Source organism: Plantibacter sp. ME-Dv--P-122b, from assembly GCF_030209375.1.
GTDB lineage: Bacteria > Actinomycetota > Actinomycetes > Actinomycetales > Microbacteriaceae > Plantibacter.
On record NZ_JARVSC010000005.1, the window covers coordinates 299735 to 316672 of the forward strand.

Here is a 16938-nt window from a genome sequence, read left to right on the forward strand (position 1 = left end):
GACGATCCTCCTGCTGCCGGATGGCTGCAGGAGGATCGTCGTATGTCCACGGCACTCCAGACGTCCTCCACCATCGGGCCACGCTCCGCGACGGATCCCTCGGCCTCCACGAGCCGCCTCCCCGCCTACCTCCAGCCACCTGAGCTCTCCGTCGCCGAGCTCGCCGCCGCGCGGCTCGACGGCGAGCTGTTCGCCTTCGAAGACGGCTACTGCAGTGTCGACGAACCCGACACCGTCAGGTTGCGCGCGGCGGTCCTCGCACAGCTGCCCGGACTGGCCGGCGCGGTGATCGCCGAGACGAGTGCTGCGTGGCTGCACGGCGCGGCACTCGTCGCACCGAGGGTCCACACGGGCTTCGTGTCGATGGAACGGCGCAGCGCGCGTTCGTCCCGGTTGCGTCTGCGTCAGGTGTCCCTCCGTGTGGACGACAGCGAGCAGTGCGGCGCACTGCGGGTCACGACGCCCACGCGCACGGTCGCTGATCTGGCGCGGCGTACCGGGGCGGACGCGGAGGAGGCCATGACGACGATCCGCAACTACTTCCTGCTCGGGCTCACCAGCCCCGAGGAGGTCGTCGCGTGGGTCCGCTCGGTCCCGCGGGTCCTCGGCGGCACACGGATCGTCCGTGTCGTGTCGAGCGCCACTGAGCTGATGCTCCCCGGCCTCGAGCCGTCTCGGAGCGAACTGGCGTCCTGGTCGCTCCCGCTCAGCCGCCGTTGACCCGGTAGACGTCGTACACGGTGTCGATCCGCCGGACCGCGTTCAGCACCCGGTCGAGGTGGGTGGTGTCCCCCATCTCGAACACGAAGCGGCTGATGGCCAGGCGGTCGCTCGAGGTGTTCACCGTCGCCGACAGGATGTTGACGTGGTACTCGGACAGCACCCGCGTCACATCCGACAACAGTCCCGCTCGGTCGAGCGCCTCGACCTGGATCTGGACGAGGAACACGCTCTTCGACGACGGAGCCCATTCCACGTCGATCATGCGCTCAGGCTCCTGCAGGAGCCCCTGGACGTTGTGGCAGTCCGAACGGTGGACGGAGACCCCTGAGCCTCGGGTGACGAACCCGACGATCTCATCGCCCGGCACCGGGGTGCAGCACTTCGCGAGCTTGACCAGGATGTCGGGAGCACCGAGCACGAGGACCCCGGAGTCGCTGTTCTGCAGCCGCTCACGGCGGCTCCCGCGCACCGGGACTGTGTACTCGGCGTGCTCGCTGTCGGCGTCCTTCTGCAGGAGCGCGACCACCTTCTCGAGCACGGACTGCGTCGAGACGTGGCCCTCGCCGACGGCCGCGTAGAGCGCCGTGACGTCCTCGTAGCGCAGCTGCGCCGCGACCTCCGCGAAGGAGTCCTGGTTCATGAGCTTCTGGAGCGGCAGGTTCTGCTTGCGCATCGCCCGTGCGATCGCGTCGCGCCCCTGCTCGATCGCCTCGTCGCGTCGCTCCTTCGTGAACCACTGGCGGATCTTGTTCCGCGCCCGAGGGCTCTTGACGAAGTTCAGCCAGTCCTGGCTGGGGCCGGAGTCGGGGTTCTTCGAGGTGAAGACCTCCACCACGTCGCCGGTGTTGAGTGAACTCTCCAGCGGCACGAGGCGTCCGTTGACCCGGGCGCCCATCGTCCGGTGGCCGACCTCCGTGTGCACGGCGTACGCGAAGTCCACCGGCGTCGCGCCGGCGGGCAGGCCGACGACGCGACCCTTCGGGGTGAAGACGTAGACCTCCTTCGCACCGATCTCGAACCGCAACGAGTCGAGGAACTCCCCCGGGTCCGCGGTCTCCGCCTGCCAGTCGGAGATGTGCGCGAGCCAGGCCATCGAGCTGTCGGGCTCGGCGGAGGACGCGGTCTTCCCGCTGTTCATCCGCTCCTTGTACTTCCAGTGCGCGGCGACGCCGAACTCGGCCCGCTGGTGCATCTCGTTCGTGCGGATCTGGATCTCGACGGGTTTCCCGCCCGGTCCGACGACGGTGGTGTGCAGCGACTGGTAGAGGTTGAACTTCGGCGTGGCGATGTAGTCCTTGAAGCGTCCGGGCACCGGCGTCCACCGTGCGTGGATCGACCCGAGCACCGCGTAGCAGTCGCGCAGCGAGTTGACGAGGACACGGATGCCGACGAGGTCGTAGATGTCGTCGAACTCACGGCCGCGGACGACCATCTTCTGGTAGATCGAGTAATACTGCTTCGGGCGTCCGGCGACCTTGCCACGGATCTTCTGTGCCTTGAGGTCTTCGTTCACCGCGTCGATGACGTGCTGCACGTACTCCTCGCGCTGTGGTGTCCGCTGCTTGACGAGTGACTCGATCTCGGCGTAGAGCTTCGGGTACAGCACGGCGAAGGAGAGGTCTTCGAGTTCCCACTTGATCGCCTGGATACCGAGGCGGTGCGCGAGCGGAGCGTAGATCTCGAGGGTCTCCGTGGCCTTCTTCGCCGCCTTCTCGGCCGGGACGAATCCCCAGGTGCGGGCGTTGTGCAGCCGGTCGGCGAGCTTGATGATGAGGACGCGGATGTCCTTCGACATCGCGACGATCATCTTCCGGACCGTCTCGGCCTGTGCGCTGTCGCCGTATTTGACCTTGTCGAGCTTCGTGACGCCGTCGACCAGCATGGCGACCTCGTCGCCGAAGTCGGCGTGCAGCTGGTCGAGCGAGTAGTCCGTGTCTTCGACGGTGTCGTGCAGGAGGGCGGCGACGATCGTCTTCGGTCCGATGCCGAGGTCGGCCAGGATCTGGGAGACGGCTACCGGGTGCGTGATGTACGGCTCGCCGCTCTGGCGCTTCTGACCGGAGTGGGCCCGCTCGGCGACCGTGTACGCACGTTCGATGAGGGCCAGGTCGGCCTTGGGGTGGTGCTGCCGCACCGTCCGCATCAGGGTGTCGACGGCGCCCGCCGGCTGCGCCTTCGAGAAGATGCGTGGGACGAGACGGCGCAGGGAGGCCGTCGAGGATGTCGTGGTGTCCGCCATCTCAGGCCTCCCTGCGCTCGTGCACGCGGTTGTCGGTCGCTGTCAGGGTCAACGCGCCAGCGGCGCGTCTGCTTCCGTGCGTTCGCCCACGGCGTCATCCGAGCCCTGAGCGCGCTCCCGCGCCTGCAGCACGCGCTTGTCGTGCTTGGCGATGCGGGGCTCGTTGTGCCGGAAGTTCGCGTAGAGCGGTGCAGCGACGAAGATCGTCGAGTACGTTCCGACGAGGATGCCGACGAGCAGGGCGAGCGAGATGTCGCGCAGCGTGTCGGCACCGAGGACGAAAGCACCGAAGAACAGGATCGCCGCGACCGGGAGCGCCGCCACGACACCGGTGTTGATCGAGCGGACCAGGGTCTGGTTGACCGCGAGATTCACGGACTCCCCGAACGTCCTGGCCGCGCCGTCGGCGTCGAGCGTCGTGTTCTCGCGGATCTTGTCGAACACCACGACGGTGTCGTACAGCGAGAACCCGAGGATGGTGAGGAAGCCGATCATTGCGGCCGGCGTGATCTCCCAGCCGGTCGCGGCGTAGACACCCGCCGTGATGATGAGGTCGTGCATGAGGGAGAGCAGCGCGGCCGCGGACATCTTCCAGGTGCGGAAGTACAAGGCCATGAGGATCGCCGCGAGCACGAGGAAGACGATGAGGCCGACGATCGCCTGCTTGGAGACGTCTTGACCCCACGAGGGGCCGATGAAGGAACTCGTGATGTCGGACTGCTCGACGCCGTAGGCCTCGGCCAGCGCAGCAGAGACCTGCTGGGTGACCTTGTCGTTCTTCAGCTGGTCGGTCTGCACGCGGACCGAGTTGCCGCCGACGACGGTGACGTGTGTGGTCGCCCCGGGGACGACCGACGCGACCGCGTCTTCAGCCAACGTCTGATCGGTGCTCTTGACGTCGGCGATCTGGAATTGCGAGCCACCGCGGAACTCGATGCCGAAGTTGAACCCGCCCTTGACGACCGGGATCAAGACCGACAGGACGACCGCGACGATGGCGATCGTGTACCAGATCTTGCGCTTGCCGACGAAGTCGTAGGAGCGCTTCCCGGTGTAGAGCTCGTTTCCGAACCGTGCGAACGCACCCATCAGGAGTCCTTCCCATCGGTCGGCAGATCGTCTGTTCTGGTGTCGGAGCCGCCCCCGACGAGGGCCGCCTGCTTGCGCTCGGCGATCGTCTGGCGCTTGGCCGCCTCGCGGCTGCTGGAAGCGGCCTTGGCGCCGGGCACGGAGACGGGCTTCCGGAACTCCGCGCGACCGCGGTAGATCGCGCCGAGTGCCGACGGGTCGAGACCGGTGAACGGCTTGCCGCTGTTGAAGAGCTTCGTCTGGCCGAGGAGCTGCATCATCGGGTGCGTGAACAGCAGCACGACGATGACGTCGATGATCGTGGTCACGCCGAGGGTGAGGGCGAAGCCGCGGACGTTGCCGATCGCGAGGACGTACAGCACCACGGCGGACAGGAGGTTGACACCCTTCGCCGCGTAGATCGTGCGCTTGGCGCGCTTCCAGCCGGCTTCGACGGCGGACTCCAGACCGCGGCCGTCGCGGAGCTCGTCCTTGATGCGTTCGAAGTACACGATGAACGAGTCCGCTGTGAAGCCGATGGCGACGATGAGGCCCGCTATACCCGCGAGTGAGAGACGGAAGCCCTGACGCCAGGACATCAGCAGGATCACCACATACGTGAGCACCGCGGCCGCGACGAGCGAGGCGATGGTCACCGTGCCGAGCAGGCGGTACTGGAACAGGGTGTAGACGACGACCAGGATGAGCCCGATCAGACCGGCGATGAGGCCGCTCTCCAGCTGCGTCGAGCCGAGGGTCGCCGAGATGGTGTCCTGGCTCTGCACGACGAAGCTGATGGGCAGGGCGCCGAACTTGAGCTGGTCGGCGAGGGTCTTGGCGGATTCCTCCGTGAAGGAGCCACTGATCTCCGGCTTGCCGTCCGAGATGACGGCCAGCGACTGCGGAGCGGAGATGACGTTGCCGTCGAGCACGATCGCGAACTGGTTCTGCGGGCTCTGGAGCGAGGTCAGGCGGCCGGTGACATCGGCGAAGAGCGCCGTGCCCTTCTCGTTGAAGACCGGGTACACCGCCCACTCACCAGTGCTCGCACCCGACGACGTCGTCTTGATGCCGGCGCTCGCGTCGGACAGGTCTTCTCCGGACACCTCGACCGGGCCGAGGACGTACTTGAAGGTTCCGTCGACGTCACAGGTGATGAGGGGGTCGGCGGCAGGCGCGGCCGTGGCGTCGAGCGAGTCCGCGTTCGCGGCGCAGTCGTAGGCCTGGAAGGCGGCGTACAGCGCCGGGGTCACCTGCGACAGGTCGCTCGCGTTCGTCGGCGACGCGGTCGGCGTGCTCTCGAGGCCCGGATCCGGCGTCGGGTACGGGGTCGAGGCGCCGTCTTCACCGATGAAGGTGTTGGACGGCTGACCGGGAGTCAACTGCTGCGAGGTGAGGACCGGACGGAACTCGAGCTTCGCGGAGCTTTCGATGCGGTTCAGTGTCGCTTCGTCGGGAGTGCCCGGGATCGACACGACGACGTTCTGACCCTGCGTCGTGATCTCGGCCTCCGAGACGCCGGACGCGTCGACGCGCTGGCGGATGATGGCCACGGCCTGATCCAACTGCTCATTGGACACCGTCTGGCCGGACTCGAGCTTGGGCGCCAGGATGATCTGCGTGCCGCCCTCGAGGTCGAGGGCCAGCTTGGGCGCCCAAGAGCTGTTCCCCCAGAGGACCCCGGCCGCGTTGATCGCGAACAAACCGATGAGGATTACGCCAAGCCAGGTGAGCGAACGCCACGCTTTCTTGACCGGAGTCGACTTTGCCAAACTCGGAACTCAGCTTTCTCTGCCGGCGGTGGCACGACGGCCACCACCCGGGAAGGGGTTGGGACTAGTCGTCGCTCTTCTGCGGCTTCGAGGTGTCCTCGACGCGCTGGCCGAATTCGGGCTTGGAGAGGTCGAGCGAGGAGGCGTCGTCGGGGATGGACTCCACGACGGGGGTCTCCTCAGCGGTCTCCGCGACCGTCGGGGCGACGACCGCACCCGCGTAGCGGGGGTCGATGGTGACGATGACGCCCGGAGCGATCTCGACGTCGGCCTTGCGGGAGTCGCGGTCCATCGAGATGAGCGTGCCGTAGACGCCGAAGCCGGTGAGCACCTCCGCGCCGGGGACGAGCTTCTGCTCCGTCTCCGCGGCCTGCTTCTTCCGCTTGTTGTTGCTCACCATCATGAACACGATCATGACGCCGGCGAGGCCGAACAGGACGAGGGTCATTGCATCCACGATGGGAACCTTCCAGAGGAGATTGAGGACGGGAGACGTTGGGAACGCTCCGCCAAAGGGAAATTATAGGCCATCGAGGGTCGAGCCATGCTGAGAAGGTGTCCGGCCGAAGTGTCGCCAGGCGGCCGGTGTCGCCACACGGCCCCGTGGCGTGCGCGTGATGAGGCCGATCCGGACGAGGAACGGCTCGACGACGGACTCGATCGTCTCCGCTTCCTCGCCGACCGAGACCGCGAGCGTGCTGAGCCCGACGGGTCCTCCGGCGAAGCGGTCCAGCATGCCTTCCATGACCGACCGGTCGAGCCGGTCGAGGCCGAGGGCGTCGACGTCGTAGAGCTCGAGCGCGGCCTGGACGGTCTCGAGGTCCGCGCGGCCACCGTGCACCAGCGCGTAGTCCCTGACGCGGCGGAGGAGGCGGTTGGCGATGCGCGGCGTACCCCGACAGCGCCCGGCGATCTCGGCGACGGCCCGAGCGTCGATGTCGAGCCCGAGCATGTCGGCGGTGCGGTGCAGTACCTGTTGCAGTTCCGGCTCGTCGTAGAACTCGAGGTGAGCAGTGAATCCGAAGCGGTCGCGGAGCGGGTTCGGCAGCAGTCCGGAGCGGGTGGTCGCCCCGACCAGGGTGAACGGTGCCAGCTCGAGCGGAATGCTCGTGGCGCCGGCGCCCTTCCCGACCATGATGTCGATGCGGAAGTCCTCCATGGCGAGGTACAACATCTCCTCCGCAGGGCGGGCCATGCGGTGGATCTCGTCGATGAACAGGACCTCGCCCGGGGTCAGCGACGACAGGACCGCGGCGAGGTCGCCGGCGTGCTGGATGGCCGGGCCGCTCGTGAGTCGGAGCGGTTTCCCCGTCTCATGCGCGACGATCATCGCGAGGGTCGTCTTGCCGAGCCCAGGGGGGCCGGCCAGCAGGATGTGGTCGGGGGTGCGGTTCTGCATCCCGGCGGCCGTGATCAGGAGTTGCAACTGACCGCGGGCCTTGGACTGACCGACGAACTCGGAGAGCGACCGTGGGCGGAGTGCCCCTTCGAACGCCAGTTCCGCGTCGGACTCGGCGGCCGGGTTGGTGAGGTCTTCTGAGGCGTCCGTCACGAGGTGCGGCCTCCGGCGTGCGCCGGGCCGAGTCTGCCGAGGGCCAGGCGGATGAGCGACGGCACGGTCGAGAGATCGGCCGCACTTGCGGAGGCGGAGGCCTCCACGACCGCCTGGGTCGCCGTCTTCTCCGGCCAACCGAGCCCGATGAGCGCCGTCACGACCTGATCGGCGATCGCGGCCGCGTTCACGGTGGTCGCCGGAGCTTCAGGCGTGGTCCTGGTGACGCGGAGCTTGCCGGCGAGCGACACGGTGATGAGCTTCGCCGTCTTCGGCCCGATTCCTGAGACCTTTCGGAACGGGGCGTCGTCATCCGCCGAGATGGCGGCGGCGATCTGCTCGGGCGTCAACGCCTCGAGGACGCCGAGCGCCGACTTCGGGCCGACCCCGGTGACGCTCACGAGGAGCTCGAACACGGACAGCTCCTCAGCGGAGCGGAATCCGAACAGGGACAGCGAGTCCTCCCGCACGATCAGTGTCGTCGAGAGGAGTGCTTCGGTGCCGACTCGGAGTGAGAGGGCGTGGGCCGGCGTGACCTGGACGGCGAATCCGACCCCGCCCACCTCGATCACGACGAGGTTGCCGACCGCGCTCAGGACGGTGCCGCGGAGGGAGGAGATCATGCTTCCAGCCTAGGGCTCCGCGCCGCCCGGGCCCGGACGGCCGCCTCGCGCGGACCGCCCCCGCGTTCCGCCGCCGCCCACGCACGCTGGGCCGGGGTGAGTGCTCCACTCCCCTGCGGCGGTGCGCCGACCGGGGTCGCCGCAGTCGACACGACGGGCCGCCAGGCGTGGCAGATCGCGAGCGCGAGCGCATCGGCGGCGTCGGCGGGCTTCGGGAGTTCGTCGAGGCCGAGGATCCGCGCGACCATGGTCTGCACCTGGAGCTTGTCCGCGCGACCATACCCGGTCACCGCGGCCTTGACCTCGCTCGGGGTGTGCAGGCCGACGGGGATCCCGTTCGCGGCCGCAGCGTGCAGGGCGAGCCCACTCGCCTGAGCGGTCCCCATGACCGTCCGGACGTTGTGTTGCGCGAACACCCGCTCGACGGCCATCGCGGTCGGTGAGGTGCGCTCGATCGCCTCGGCGATCCCCTGCGCGATCATCAGGAGTCGTTGCTCGAGTGGGGCGTGCGCGTCGGTTCGGATGACGCCGTACTCGACCATCGTGGCCTGCCGCCCCGGCAGGACGTCGACGACACCCACCCCGCATCGGGTCAGGCCGGGATCGATGCCGAGGACGCGCAGAGTCATGTTCCGACCCTAAACGCGGCCGGTGCGCCGACGACTCCGCCAGGGCGGAGTGTCGTACATCCGTTCGAACGAGGTTCGCTCGGTACGGGTGCCGGACTACTCGTCGTCGGCCTCCAGCTCGGCCTGCACCTCGGGGGTGAGGTCGAAGTTGCTGTAGATGTTCTGGACGTCGTCGTTGTCCTCGAGGGCGTCGATCAGCTTGAACACCTTGCGGGCCGTGTCGGCGTCGATCTCGACCTTGAGATTCGGGACGAAGGCGACGTCGGCGGAGTCGTAGTCGATACCGGCCTCTTGCAGGGCGGTCCGGGTCGCGACCATGTCGCTCGGCTCGGTGACGACCTCGAAGGTCTCCCCCTCGGTGTTCACCTCTTCTGCGCCGGCATCGAGGACGGCGCCGAGGACGTCGTCCTCCGTGGTCCCCTCGGCCTGGACGACGATGAGGCCCTTGCGCTGGAAGTTGTAGGCGACGGAGCCCGGGTCGGCCATGGTGCCGCCGTTACGGGACATCAGCGTCCGGACATCGGCTGCTGCACGGTTCTTGTTGTCGGTGAGGCACTCGACGAGCAGGGCGACGCCGTTCGGCCCGTAGCCCTCGTACATGATCGTGGTGTAGTCGACGACCTCACCGGTGAGGCCGGCTCCGCGCTTGACGGCGCGGTCGATGTTGTCGTTCGGGACCGAGGTCTTCTTCGCCTTCTGGATGGCGTCTTGCAGCGTCGGGTTGCCCGCGAGGTCTGCGCCGCCCATCTTGGCCGCGACCTCGATGTTCTTGATGAGCTTGGCGAACGACTTCGCGCGACGGCCGTCGATGACCGCCTTCTTGTGCTTGGTGGTCGCCCACTTGGAGTGTCCGGACATGTGCTCCCTAACTGCGTGAAAAGAACCTGACCAGTCTAGGCCAGCGACTCGGAACTCGCGATCACACCGGGACGGGTGGCGGCGGCGGGCAGGAGTGCTTCAGCGGGATCGCTCGACCTTGTCGAGGAAGTAGGCGTGGAATCGGGTGTCGCCGGTGACCTCGGGATGGAAGGACGTGCCGAGGAGGCTCCCCTGCTCGACGGCGACCATCCGACCGTCGGGCAGCGTGGCGAGGGGGGTGACCGCCGGACCGGCGGCCTCGACGACCGGGGCGCGGATGAACACGGCGTGCACTGGGGGGTCGCCGAGGACCGGGATCGACAGGTCCGTCTCGAAGGAGTCGAGCTGCGAGCCGAAGGCGTTGCGACGGACGGAGACGTCGAGCCCGCCGAGACTCTGCTGGCCGGCGATCCCGTCGAGGATGCGGTCGGCCAGGAGGATGAGTCCGGCGCACGTGCCGTACACGGGCAGTCCGCCGGCGATCGCTTCGCGCAACGGTCCGGCGAGGTCGAACGAGCGGGCGAGCTTGTCCATCACGCTCGACTCGCCGCCGGGCAGGACGAGTCCGTCAATGCCGGCCAGTTCGGCGGGACGCCTGATGAGGCTGACGTCCGCCCCGAGGCCGGTGAGGACGGCCGCATGTTCACGAAAGTCGCCTTGCAGGGCGAGGACGCCGACGCGTGCCGACCCGGTCACGACGTCACCTGGTGCAGGGCGGACGCGGGGCTACCAGCCACGCTCGGCGAGGCGGTGCGGTGCCGCGAGGTCGGCGACGTTGATGCCGACCATCGCCTCACCGAGACCACGTGAGACCTCGGCGATGACCTGAGGATCGTCGAAGAAGGTCGTCGCCTTGACGACGGCCGCCGCCCGCTGAGCCGGGTTGCCGGACTTGAAGATGCCGGATCCGACGAACACGCCGTCGGCGCCCAGCTGCATCATCATCGCGGCGTCGGCCGGCGTCGCCACACCTCCGGCGGTGAACAGCACGACCGGGAGCTTGCCGGTCTCGGCGATCTCGACGACGAGGTCGTACGGGGCCTGCAACTCCTTCGCCGCGACGTACAGCTCGTCCTTCGACATCGACGACAGGTGTGCGATCTCGGAGCGGATCTTGCGGATGTGCTTGGTCGCCTCGGACACGTCGCCGGTGCCGGCCTCGCCCTTCGAGCGGATCATCGCGGCACCCTCGTTGATGCGCCGCAGTGCCTCTCCCAGGTTGGTGGCACCGCACACGAACGGGACGTCGAAGCCCCACTTGTCGATGTGGTTCACGTAGTCGGCCGGGCTCAGGACCTCGGACTCGTCGATGTAGTCGACGTCGAGCGCCTGGAGGACCTGGGCTTCGACGAAGTGCCCGATGCGAGCCTTCGCCATCACGGGGATGGACACCTCGGCGATGATCGATTCGATGAGGTCCGGGTCGCTCATCCGAGCCACGCCGCCCTGGGACCGGATGTCCGCCGGGACGCGCTCGAGGGCCATCACGGCGACCGCCCCGGCGTCCTCCGCGATACGGGCCTGCTCGGCGGTGACGACGTCCATGATGACGCCGCCCTTGAGCATCTCCGCGAGTCCGCGCTTCACGCGGTTCGAGCCGTGCTGTCCAGTGGTCGTGCTGCTGTCGGTCATGGTGGCGAGCGTACCGCCGGGTGGCCTGACGGTGCTCCGTCCACAGGCCGGAAATTGGACTTGGGTGGGCCGGTCCAGGTGGACCGGCCCTCGACGGTTCAGGCCGAGGTCGGCCAGGCGTCCGCGATCGACTGCCGGACGTCGCCGAGCAGCTGCGGGAGCGCCTTGGTCTGGGCGATGATCGGGAAGAAGTTGGCGTCCGTCGCCCAGCGCGGGACGATGTGCTGGTGCAAGTGCGCGGCGATCCCGGCACCGGCCACGGCGCCCTGGTTCATCCCGAGGTTGAAGCCGTCGTTCTTCGAGACGGACCGGATGACACGCATCGCCGTCTGCGTCAGGGCACCGATCTCGGCGACCTCCTCCGTCGTCGCGTCGTCGTACATCGCGACGTGGCGGTACGGGCAGACGAGCAGGTGCCCGGAGTTGTACGGGAAGAGGTTCAGCAGCACGAAGGCGTGCTCGCCCCGATGCACGATGAGCGCCGACTCGTCGTCGAGCGTCGGCGCGATGCAGAACGGACAACCGTCGTCGGATGGCTGCCCCTGCTTGATGTAGACCATCCGGTGGGGCGTCCACAGACGCTGGAACGCGTCCGGGACGCCCACCAGGTGGGAGGTGTCGATCGACTCGAACGACTCCGGTTCGGTGCCCGGGGTCATGCCGGCAGATCCGCTGCGGTGTTCACCTGCAGTTTCGCGGCGATGGCGACGCGGATCCGGCGCACGGCGTCGGCGACGGGGACACCGTTCTCCTGGGTGCCGTCGCGGAATCGGAAGCTCACCGCGCCGTTGGCCTGGTCCTCCTCGCCGACGATCAGCTGCAGCGGGGTCTTCGTCTTCGTGTGATTGCGGATCTTCTTCTGCATCCGGTCGTCGGAGGCGTCGAGTTCCGCGCGGACCCCGGACGAGCGTAGCTCGGCGATGACACCGCCGAGGAAGTCCTCGTACTGCTCGGAGACGGGGATGCCGACGACCTGCACGGGGGCGAGCCACACCGGGAAGGCGCCCGCGTAGTGCTCGAGCAGGATCGCGAAGAATCGCTCGATCGAGCCGAGGAGTGCACGGTGGATCATCGCCGGACGCTTGCGCGTGCCGTCCGCGGCCGTGTACTCCAGCTCGAACAGCTCGGGCAGGTTGAAGTCGAGCTGCACGGTGGACAGCTGCCACGTCCGACCGATCGCGTCGCGCGCCTGCACCGAGATCTTCGGACCGTAGAAGGCTGCGCCGGCGGGGTCGAGGACGAGTTCGAGACCGGACTCGACGGCCACCTGGCGGAGGGTCTCGGTCGCTTCGTCCCAGACCTCGTCGGTGCCGACGTACTTGTCGGGGTCCTTCGTCGAGAGCTCCAGGTAGAAGTCGTCGAGACCGTAGCCGCGGAGAGTTTCCAGGACGAACTGCAGCTGACGGCCGACCTCGTCCTTGACCTGATCGTCGGTCACGTAGATGTGGGCGTCGTCCTGCGTGAGGCCGCGGACACGCGTGAGCCCGGAGAGGGTGCCGCTCTTCTCGTACCGGTAGACCGTGCCGAACTCGGCGAGCCGCAACGGCAGTTCGCGATAGCTGCGCCCTCGTGCCCGGTAGATCAGGTTGTGCATCGGGCAGTTCATCGGCTTCAGGTAGTAGTCCTGGCCCTGACGCGTGACGTGGCCGTCGGCGTCGACCTCCTGGTCGAGGTGCATCGCCGGGAACATGCCGTCCTTGTACCAGGCGAGGTGCTGGCTGACTTCGAAGAGGTGCCCCTTCGTGATGTGCGGGGTGTTCACCAGCTCGTAGCCGGAGGCGAGCAGGCGCTCGCGCATGTAGTTCTCGATCTCGTTGCGGATGATGCCGCCCTTGGGGTGGAACACCGCGAGACCCGAGCCGATCTCCTCGGGGAAGCTGAAGAGGTCGAGCTCGGCACCGAGCTTCCGGTGGTCGCGCTTGGCCGCCTCCTCGATGCGCGTCTGATAGGCGCGCAGCTCGTCCTTGGTCGGCCATGCGGTGCCGTAGATCCGCTGCAGCTGCGGGTTCTTCTCGCTCCCCCGCCAGTACGCCGCGGCGAGACGCGTCAACGCCCAGCCGTTGCCGATCATGCGTGTGTTCGGCAGGTGTGGACCGCGGCAGAGGTCTTTCCAGACCGTCTCCCCCGTCTTCGGGTCGACGTTGTCATAGATGGTCAGCTCTGCGCCGCCCACCTCGACGTTCTCGTCGTCGGCTGCCGATCCGCCCTTGAGGCCGATCAGCTCCAGCTTGTACGGCTCCCCCGCGAGTTCGGCGCGAGCCTCGTCCTCGGTGACGACGCGCCGCACGAAGCGCTGGCCCTGCCGGATGATGCGGTCCATCGTCTTCTGCAGCACCTTGAGCGCCTCGGGCGTGAACGGTGCGGCGACGTCGAAGTCGTAGTAGAAGCCGTCGGTGACCGGCGGGCCGATGCCGAGGTTCGCATGCGGGTCGACCTGCTGCGCGGCCTGCGCGAGCACGTGGGCTGCGGAGTGGCGGAGGATGTTGAGACCGTCGGGCGAGTCGAGGTGCACCGGCTCGACGGTGTCCGTCTCCGTCACCGTGGCGGCGAGGTCCTTCAGTTCGCCGTTGACGCGCATGGCGACCACGGATCGGTCGGTGAACAGTGCGAACCCGTCACTCACGGATGATCTCTCTTTCTCAGGTGAAACCTTGGCCGTGCAAGCCTATCGTCGTCCACGACGAGGAGACGCTGCCGTCGGTCGGCGGCCATGGTCCGTGCTCGGTCGCATCGCTAGAGTGAAGGCCTACGACGTGACGGGGGTGACGCTGATGACGGCTGTGCAGAGGAGCGGGGCTGCGACGGCGCTGTTCGCCGCGCTGCCCGCGGTCGCACTCGTGCACATCGTCGCCCTCGCTTCCGGTCAGGAATGGCTGTCGCTCCTCACCAAGCCGTTCATCATGCTGGTCCTCGCGCTGGCGCTCGTGTGGTCGGTCCGACGGCTGTCTGCCGCCACGGTCACGGCGCTCGTCGCGATCCTGTGCAGCTGGCTGGGCGACGTCGCTCTCATGGTCCCGGGCGAACTCGCATTCGGCGTGGGGATCCTGTTCTTCATGCTCGCTCAGGCCGGCTACGTCGTGCTCTTCGTGCGGCATCTGCGCAACAGGCGCCGCCCGCCGGTCTGGGCTCTCGTCTACCTGGTGTGGCTCGTCGCCGGCATCGCGCTCCTCAGCCAGCAGGACATGGGGGCGCTGTATCCGGCGGTGGTCCTCTATGCCGTCGTGATCGGGGCCATGGCGGCGTCATCGACGATGACGACGCCGACGATCGCCGTCGGCGGTGCGCTGTTCCTGGTCTCCGACTCGTTGATCGGACTCGACCGCTTCGTGCCGGCAGTGACGATCTGGGCGGCTGACGAGATCATCATGGCGACGTATGCCGCGGGCCAAGGCCTCATCGTGTGGGGCGTCGCGGAGGTCCTGCGTCGCCGGGAGCGAGCGGTCCTCCCCGTCTGAGCGGACGCCCTGAGCGTGCGACGAGTGGTCTTCGCCACGGGTGGTCTGTGCAACGACGAAGGGCCCGAGCTGTTCGCTCGGGCCCTTCGTGTTCCTGTGGGCGATACTGGGATCGAACCAGTGACCTCTTCCGTGTCAGGGAAGCGCGCTACCGCTGCGCCAATCGCCCAGGTGAGTGGTGTTGCCAGCGAGGTGGCGACGGGATTCGAACCCGTGTGGACGGCTTTGCAGGCCGCTGCCTAGCCTCTCGGCCACGCCACCACGTGTGATGAAACACACTGTCGAGTGGAACGCTTGCACGTTCTCACTGACACTCGAGCGGATGACGAGATTCGAACTCGCGACCCTCACCTTGGCAAGGTGATGCGCTACCACTGCGCCACATCCGCATTGCATCCCGTTTCCGGGTGCTTGGAAACTCTAGCCGATGTTGACGGCGCTCGTTGACACCTCGGCATGGGCGAGTCGGTCCGACCCTTGATGTTCCGCGGAAAATCGGGCCGAAATTCCATCTTCCTCGGCGCGTCGGCGCGGGACACGGTGCGGAGCGGCGGCGTCCAGGGCCGAACCACCCTTCGACAGGCGCAAGGGCCCGCAGCGGTGCAGGGGCCACTCCCCTGGTCACTGAGCTTGTTCCTGGTCACTGAGCTTGTCGAAGTGCCCACGAGGAACGCTTCGACAGGCTCAGGGACCGGCAGGGGTCAGAACGGTGCGGGGTCCGGTTCCGTCCGGTGGTGTTTCCCGTCGGGCGTCGTCCACGCGAGCACGCCACCGCGCTGGTGGTCGAGGTTCCACCCGGGGAGGTGCTTCATGCGGTGGTGATGTCGGCAGAGGCAGGCGAGATTGCCGGCGTCTGTTGTCCCGCCGTCCTCCCAGGCGACCGAGTGGTCGAGATCACATGCCCGGGCTCGCCTCCCGCAGCCCGGTGCCCGACAGGTGCCGTCCCGAAGCCGCACCGCGCGTTGCAGATCGGCCGGGACCCGATATTGATTCCGCCCGACCGACAAGATCGCGCCGGTCTCGGGCTGAACGAGGATCCGAGTGAAGCTCGGCGCGTTCACCGCAATACGTGCCGCGGTTTCCGGGTCGATCGGTCCGTAGCCGTCGAGCGTCGCCGGGGTGTCGCTGACGCCGGCCATGGTGAGCACCGGGACTGTGATCTGCACGGTGGGCTTGATGTGGTCCTGGACCTCGATCGGGTGCGGGAGCACTGGGCTGGACATGACGTCTTCCGGGGTCACGCCGGTGAGCGCGAGCGCCGCGAGGGCATCTGCCTGCAACTGGGCGCAGGTGCGGGTGTCACCAGCTGCGCGCGACTCGGCCGCCCCGGCCTCGACGCGCTCCATGATGCCCTGGGCGATCGGTGCTGTGGTGAAGAGGTGCACCCATGCCATACCGTCGGCGGTCGGTTCGAACGAGACGCGGCGGTCTGCCTCAGAGCGGGTTGCGCGCGCGGTGATCGATTCGGGGTGCAGGCGCTCCCGGAGCACGCGGGCACTCGTGCGGAGGCCAGCGACAGTAGTGCGCTCGGCGACGACGAGAACCTGTTCGAGGAACACCGTCCGCCCAGCAGCAGGGACGTCGCAGAGCTGGTCGGTGATCACCTGGGCGTGCCGGGCGGAGATGCGGCCCGCCTCCAGTGACGCGAGTACGGCCGGTGCTTCGTTGACGAGACGCTCGGCGTCGTTCGTCGCCCGCTGGACTGTCCGCTCCGGCGTCCGCGTCGCCATCGCGAGAGCCGCACACGCCGACCGACGGGAGAGCGCCCGGCGCTCAGCCGGCGGGAAGACGGCTGGGACCGTGGCGTCCGCGAAGGCATCGGCGTAGGCGGCGGAGCGGGCCAGGAGGCGCGCCTTCCGTGCGTCCAAGACGGCCTGCTGCCGGTGGATTTCTGCCCACTCGTCCGAGAACTCCGCCAGCTGCACGGCGTGTTCGTCGCCGACGCGGATAGCAGTGGAGGTGGTCTCGGCCATGGGACAAGTCCACCATGGACCACTGACATTCCAGATGCCGAGTCGTCATAGTTGCGGAAGTCTCCTCGTGTGCCCTTCGACAGGCCCAGGGACCGGAGGGGGTGCTCAGGGGACTGGCGGCGCCTTGGCGTACTCGCGGGTCGGTTGGAGCAGACCCGGAAAAGACGCGCGCAAACGACGAAAGCCCCCGGGAGACCGGGGGCTTTCGGTGGTGGGCGATACTGGGATCGAACCAGTGACCTCTTCCGTGTCAGGGAAGCGCGCTACCGCTGCGCCAATCGCCCGGGTGGCGTGTGAGACACGACGCCGGGATGTTGCTGGTGGAACTGTGTTGCTGAGGTGAGGTGGCGACGGGATTCGAACCCGTGTGGACGGCTTTGCAGGCCGCTGCCTAGCCTCTCGGCCACGCCACCA

15 protein-coding genes and 5 tRNA genes are annotated in these 16938 nt (G+C 67.9%); 2 read left to right on the forward strand and 18 right to left on the reverse strand.

Annotation, left to right across the window (positions count from 1 at the left end; translation table 11 throughout):
• Positions 1–42 precede the first annotated feature (42 nt).
• Entirely contained in the window at positions 43–720 is a 678-nt protein-coding gene (locus QRN19_RS12775) for a type IV toxin-antitoxin system AbiEi family antitoxin (protein WP_285027321.1), read from the forward strand.
• On the opposite strand, the gene QRN19_RS12780 is transcribed toward QRN19_RS12775, so the two are convergent.
• From QRN19_RS12780 to thrS, 12 genes are all read right to left on the reverse strand, one after another.
• Complete coding sequence (locus QRN19_RS12780) at positions 707–2962, reverse strand: RelA/SpoT family protein (RefSeq protein WP_079705918.1); 2256 nt, start codon at positions 2960–2962, stop codon at positions 707–709. The genes QRN19_RS12775 and QRN19_RS12780 overlap by 14 nt on opposite strands.
• Positions 2963–3010: 48 nt before the next feature.
• A complete protein-coding gene (secF, locus tag QRN19_RS12785) occupies positions 3011–4051 on the reverse strand; it encodes a protein translocase subunit SecF (RefSeq protein WP_285027322.1) in 1041 nt (346 codons plus the stop codon).
• Positions 4051–5802 (reverse strand): protein translocase subunit SecD, encoded by a 1752-nt coding sequence (secD, locus tag QRN19_RS12790; RefSeq protein WP_285027323.1) that lies wholly within the window; start codon positions 5800–5802, stop codon positions 4051–4053. Before secD ends, secF begins: the two co-directional genes overlap by 1 nt.
• A gap of 64 nt (positions 5803–5866) precedes the next feature.
• Positions 5867–6250: a preprotein translocase subunit YajC gene (locus tag QRN19_RS12795; RefSeq protein ID WP_285027342.1), complete on the reverse strand. Its 384-nt coding sequence runs from the start codon at positions 6248–6250 to the stop codon at positions 5867–5869.
• Positions 6251–6322: 72 nt separating this feature from the next.
• On the reverse strand, positions 6323–7354 hold the full coding sequence (gene ruvB, locus QRN19_RS12800; protein ID WP_285027324.1) for a Holliday junction branch migration DNA helicase RuvB: 1032 nt from the start codon (positions 7352–7354) through the stop codon (positions 6323–6325).
• Complete coding sequence (ruvA, locus tag QRN19_RS12805; RefSeq protein ID WP_079002492.1) at positions 7351–7977, reverse strand: Holliday junction branch migration protein RuvA; 627 nt, start codon at positions 7975–7977, stop codon at positions 7351–7353. The genes ruvB and ruvA overlap by 4 nt, the downstream gene beginning before the upstream one ends.
• Positions 7974–8606 (reverse strand): crossover junction endodeoxyribonuclease RuvC, encoded by a 633-nt coding sequence (ruvC, locus tag QRN19_RS12810; protein ID WP_285027325.1) that lies wholly within the window; start codon positions 8604–8606, stop codon positions 7974–7976. Before ruvC ends, ruvA begins: the two co-directional genes overlap by 4 nt.
• A 96-nt stretch (positions 8607–8702) precedes the next feature.
• Entirely contained in the window at positions 8703–9464 is a 762-nt protein-coding gene (locus tag QRN19_RS12815) for a YebC/PmpR family DNA-binding transcriptional regulator (protein ID WP_079705914.1), read from the reverse strand.
• 99 nt (positions 9465–9563) lie between these two features.
• A complete protein-coding gene (gene pdxT / locus QRN19_RS12820) occupies positions 9564–10160 on the reverse strand; it encodes a pyridoxal 5'-phosphate synthase glutaminase subunit PdxT (protein ID WP_285027326.1) in 597 nt (198 codons plus the stop codon).
• A gap of 30 nt (positions 10161–10190) precedes the next feature.
• A complete protein-coding gene (gene pdxS, locus QRN19_RS12825) occupies positions 10191–11096 on the reverse strand; it encodes a pyridoxal 5'-phosphate synthase lyase subunit PdxS (protein WP_285027327.1) in 906 nt (301 codons plus the stop codon).
• Positions 11097–11194: 98 nt separating this feature from the next.
• On the reverse strand, positions 11195–11755 hold the full coding sequence (locus QRN19_RS12830; RefSeq protein WP_285027329.1) for an HIT family protein: 561 nt from the start codon (positions 11753–11755) through the stop codon (positions 11195–11197).
• Positions 11752–13674, reverse strand: coding sequence for a threonine--tRNA ligase (gene thrS, locus QRN19_RS12835; RefSeq protein ID WP_285027343.1), 1923 nt, complete (start codon positions 13672–13674; stop codon positions 11752–11754). Before thrS ends, QRN19_RS12830 begins: the two co-directional genes overlap by 4 nt.
• 193 nt (positions 13675–13867) lie before the next feature.
• On the opposite strand from thrS, the gene QRN19_RS12840 reads away from it, so the two are divergent.
• The gene (locus QRN19_RS12840; protein WP_285027331.1) at positions 13868–14551 is read left to right on the forward strand and encodes a lysoplasmalogenase; all 684 of its coding nucleotides are present in this window, start codon (positions 13868–13870) and stop codon (positions 14549–14551) included.
• Positions 14552–14648: 97 nt separating this feature from the next.
• On the opposite strand, the gene QRN19_RS12845 is transcribed toward QRN19_RS12840, so the two are convergent.
• From QRN19_RS12845 to QRN19_RS12870, 6 genes are all read right to left on the reverse strand, one after another.
• Positions 14649–14720: transfer RNA gene (locus QRN19_RS12845), tRNA-Val, on the reverse strand.
• A gap of 21 nt (positions 14721–14741) precedes the next feature.
• Positions 14742–14812: transfer RNA gene (locus tag QRN19_RS12850), tRNA-Cys, on the reverse strand.
• A 56-nt stretch (positions 14813–14868) separates the two neighbouring features.
• Positions 14869–14940, reverse strand: a tRNA-Gly gene (locus QRN19_RS12855).
• A 312-nt stretch (positions 14941–15252) separates the two neighbouring features.
• On the reverse strand, positions 15253–16524 hold the full coding sequence (locus QRN19_RS12860; RefSeq protein ID WP_285027332.1) for an HNH endonuclease signature motif containing protein: 1272 nt from the start codon (positions 16522–16524) through the stop codon (positions 15253–15255).
• Positions 16525–16733: 209 nt separating this feature from the next.
• A tRNA-Val gene (locus tag QRN19_RS12865) sits at positions 16734–16808 on the reverse strand.
• Between the two features lie 58 nt (positions 16809–16866).
• Positions 16867–16937 (reverse strand) — tRNA-Cys (locus tag QRN19_RS12870).
• Position 16938 lies beyond the last annotated feature (1 nt).

Coding starts and splice junctions, on each gene's coding strand:
- QRN19_RS12840 (WP_285027331.1), top strand. CDS start 13,868: ATGACGGCTGTGCAGAGGAGCGGGGCTGCGACGGCGCTGTTCGCCGCG.
- pdxS (WP_285027327.1), bottom strand. CDS start 11,096: ATGACCGACAGCAGCACGACCACTGGACAGCACGGCTCGAACCGCGTG.
- ruvA (WP_079002492.1), bottom strand. CDS start 7,977: ATGATCTCCTCCCTCCGCGGCACCGTCCTGAGCGCGGTCGGCAACCTC.
- ruvC (WP_285027325.1), bottom strand. CDS start 8,606: ATGACTCTGCGCGTCCTCGGCATCGATCCCGGCCTGACCCGATGCGGG.
- QRN19_RS12775 (WP_285027321.1), top strand. CDS start 43: ATGTCCACGGCACTCCAGACGTCCTCCACCATCGGGCCACGCTCCGCG.
- QRN19_RS12815 (WP_079705914.1), bottom strand. CDS start 9,464: ATGTCCGGACACTCCAAGTGGGCGACCACCAAGCACAAGAAGGCGGTC.
- QRN19_RS12795 (WP_285027342.1), bottom strand. CDS start 6,250: ATGACCCTCGTCCTGTTCGGCCTCGCCGGCGTCATGATCGTGTTCATG.
- secF (WP_285027322.1), bottom strand. CDS start 4,051: ATGGGTGCGTTCGCACGGTTCGGAAACGAGCTCTACACCGGGAAGCGC.
- QRN19_RS12860 (WP_285027332.1), bottom strand. CDS start 16,524: ATGGCCGAGACCACCTCCACTGCTATCCGCGTCGGCGACGAACACGCC.
- QRN19_RS12780 (WP_079705918.1), bottom strand. CDS start 2,962: ATGGCGGACACCACGACATCCTCGACGGCCTCCCTGCGCCGTCTCGTC.
- thrS (WP_285027343.1), bottom strand. CDS start 13,674: ATGCGCGTCAACGGCGAACTGAAGGACCTCGCCGCCACGGTGACGGAG.
- QRN19_RS12830 (WP_285027329.1), bottom strand. CDS start 11,755: ATGACCCCGGGCACCGAACCGGAGTCGTTCGAGTCGATCGACACCTCC.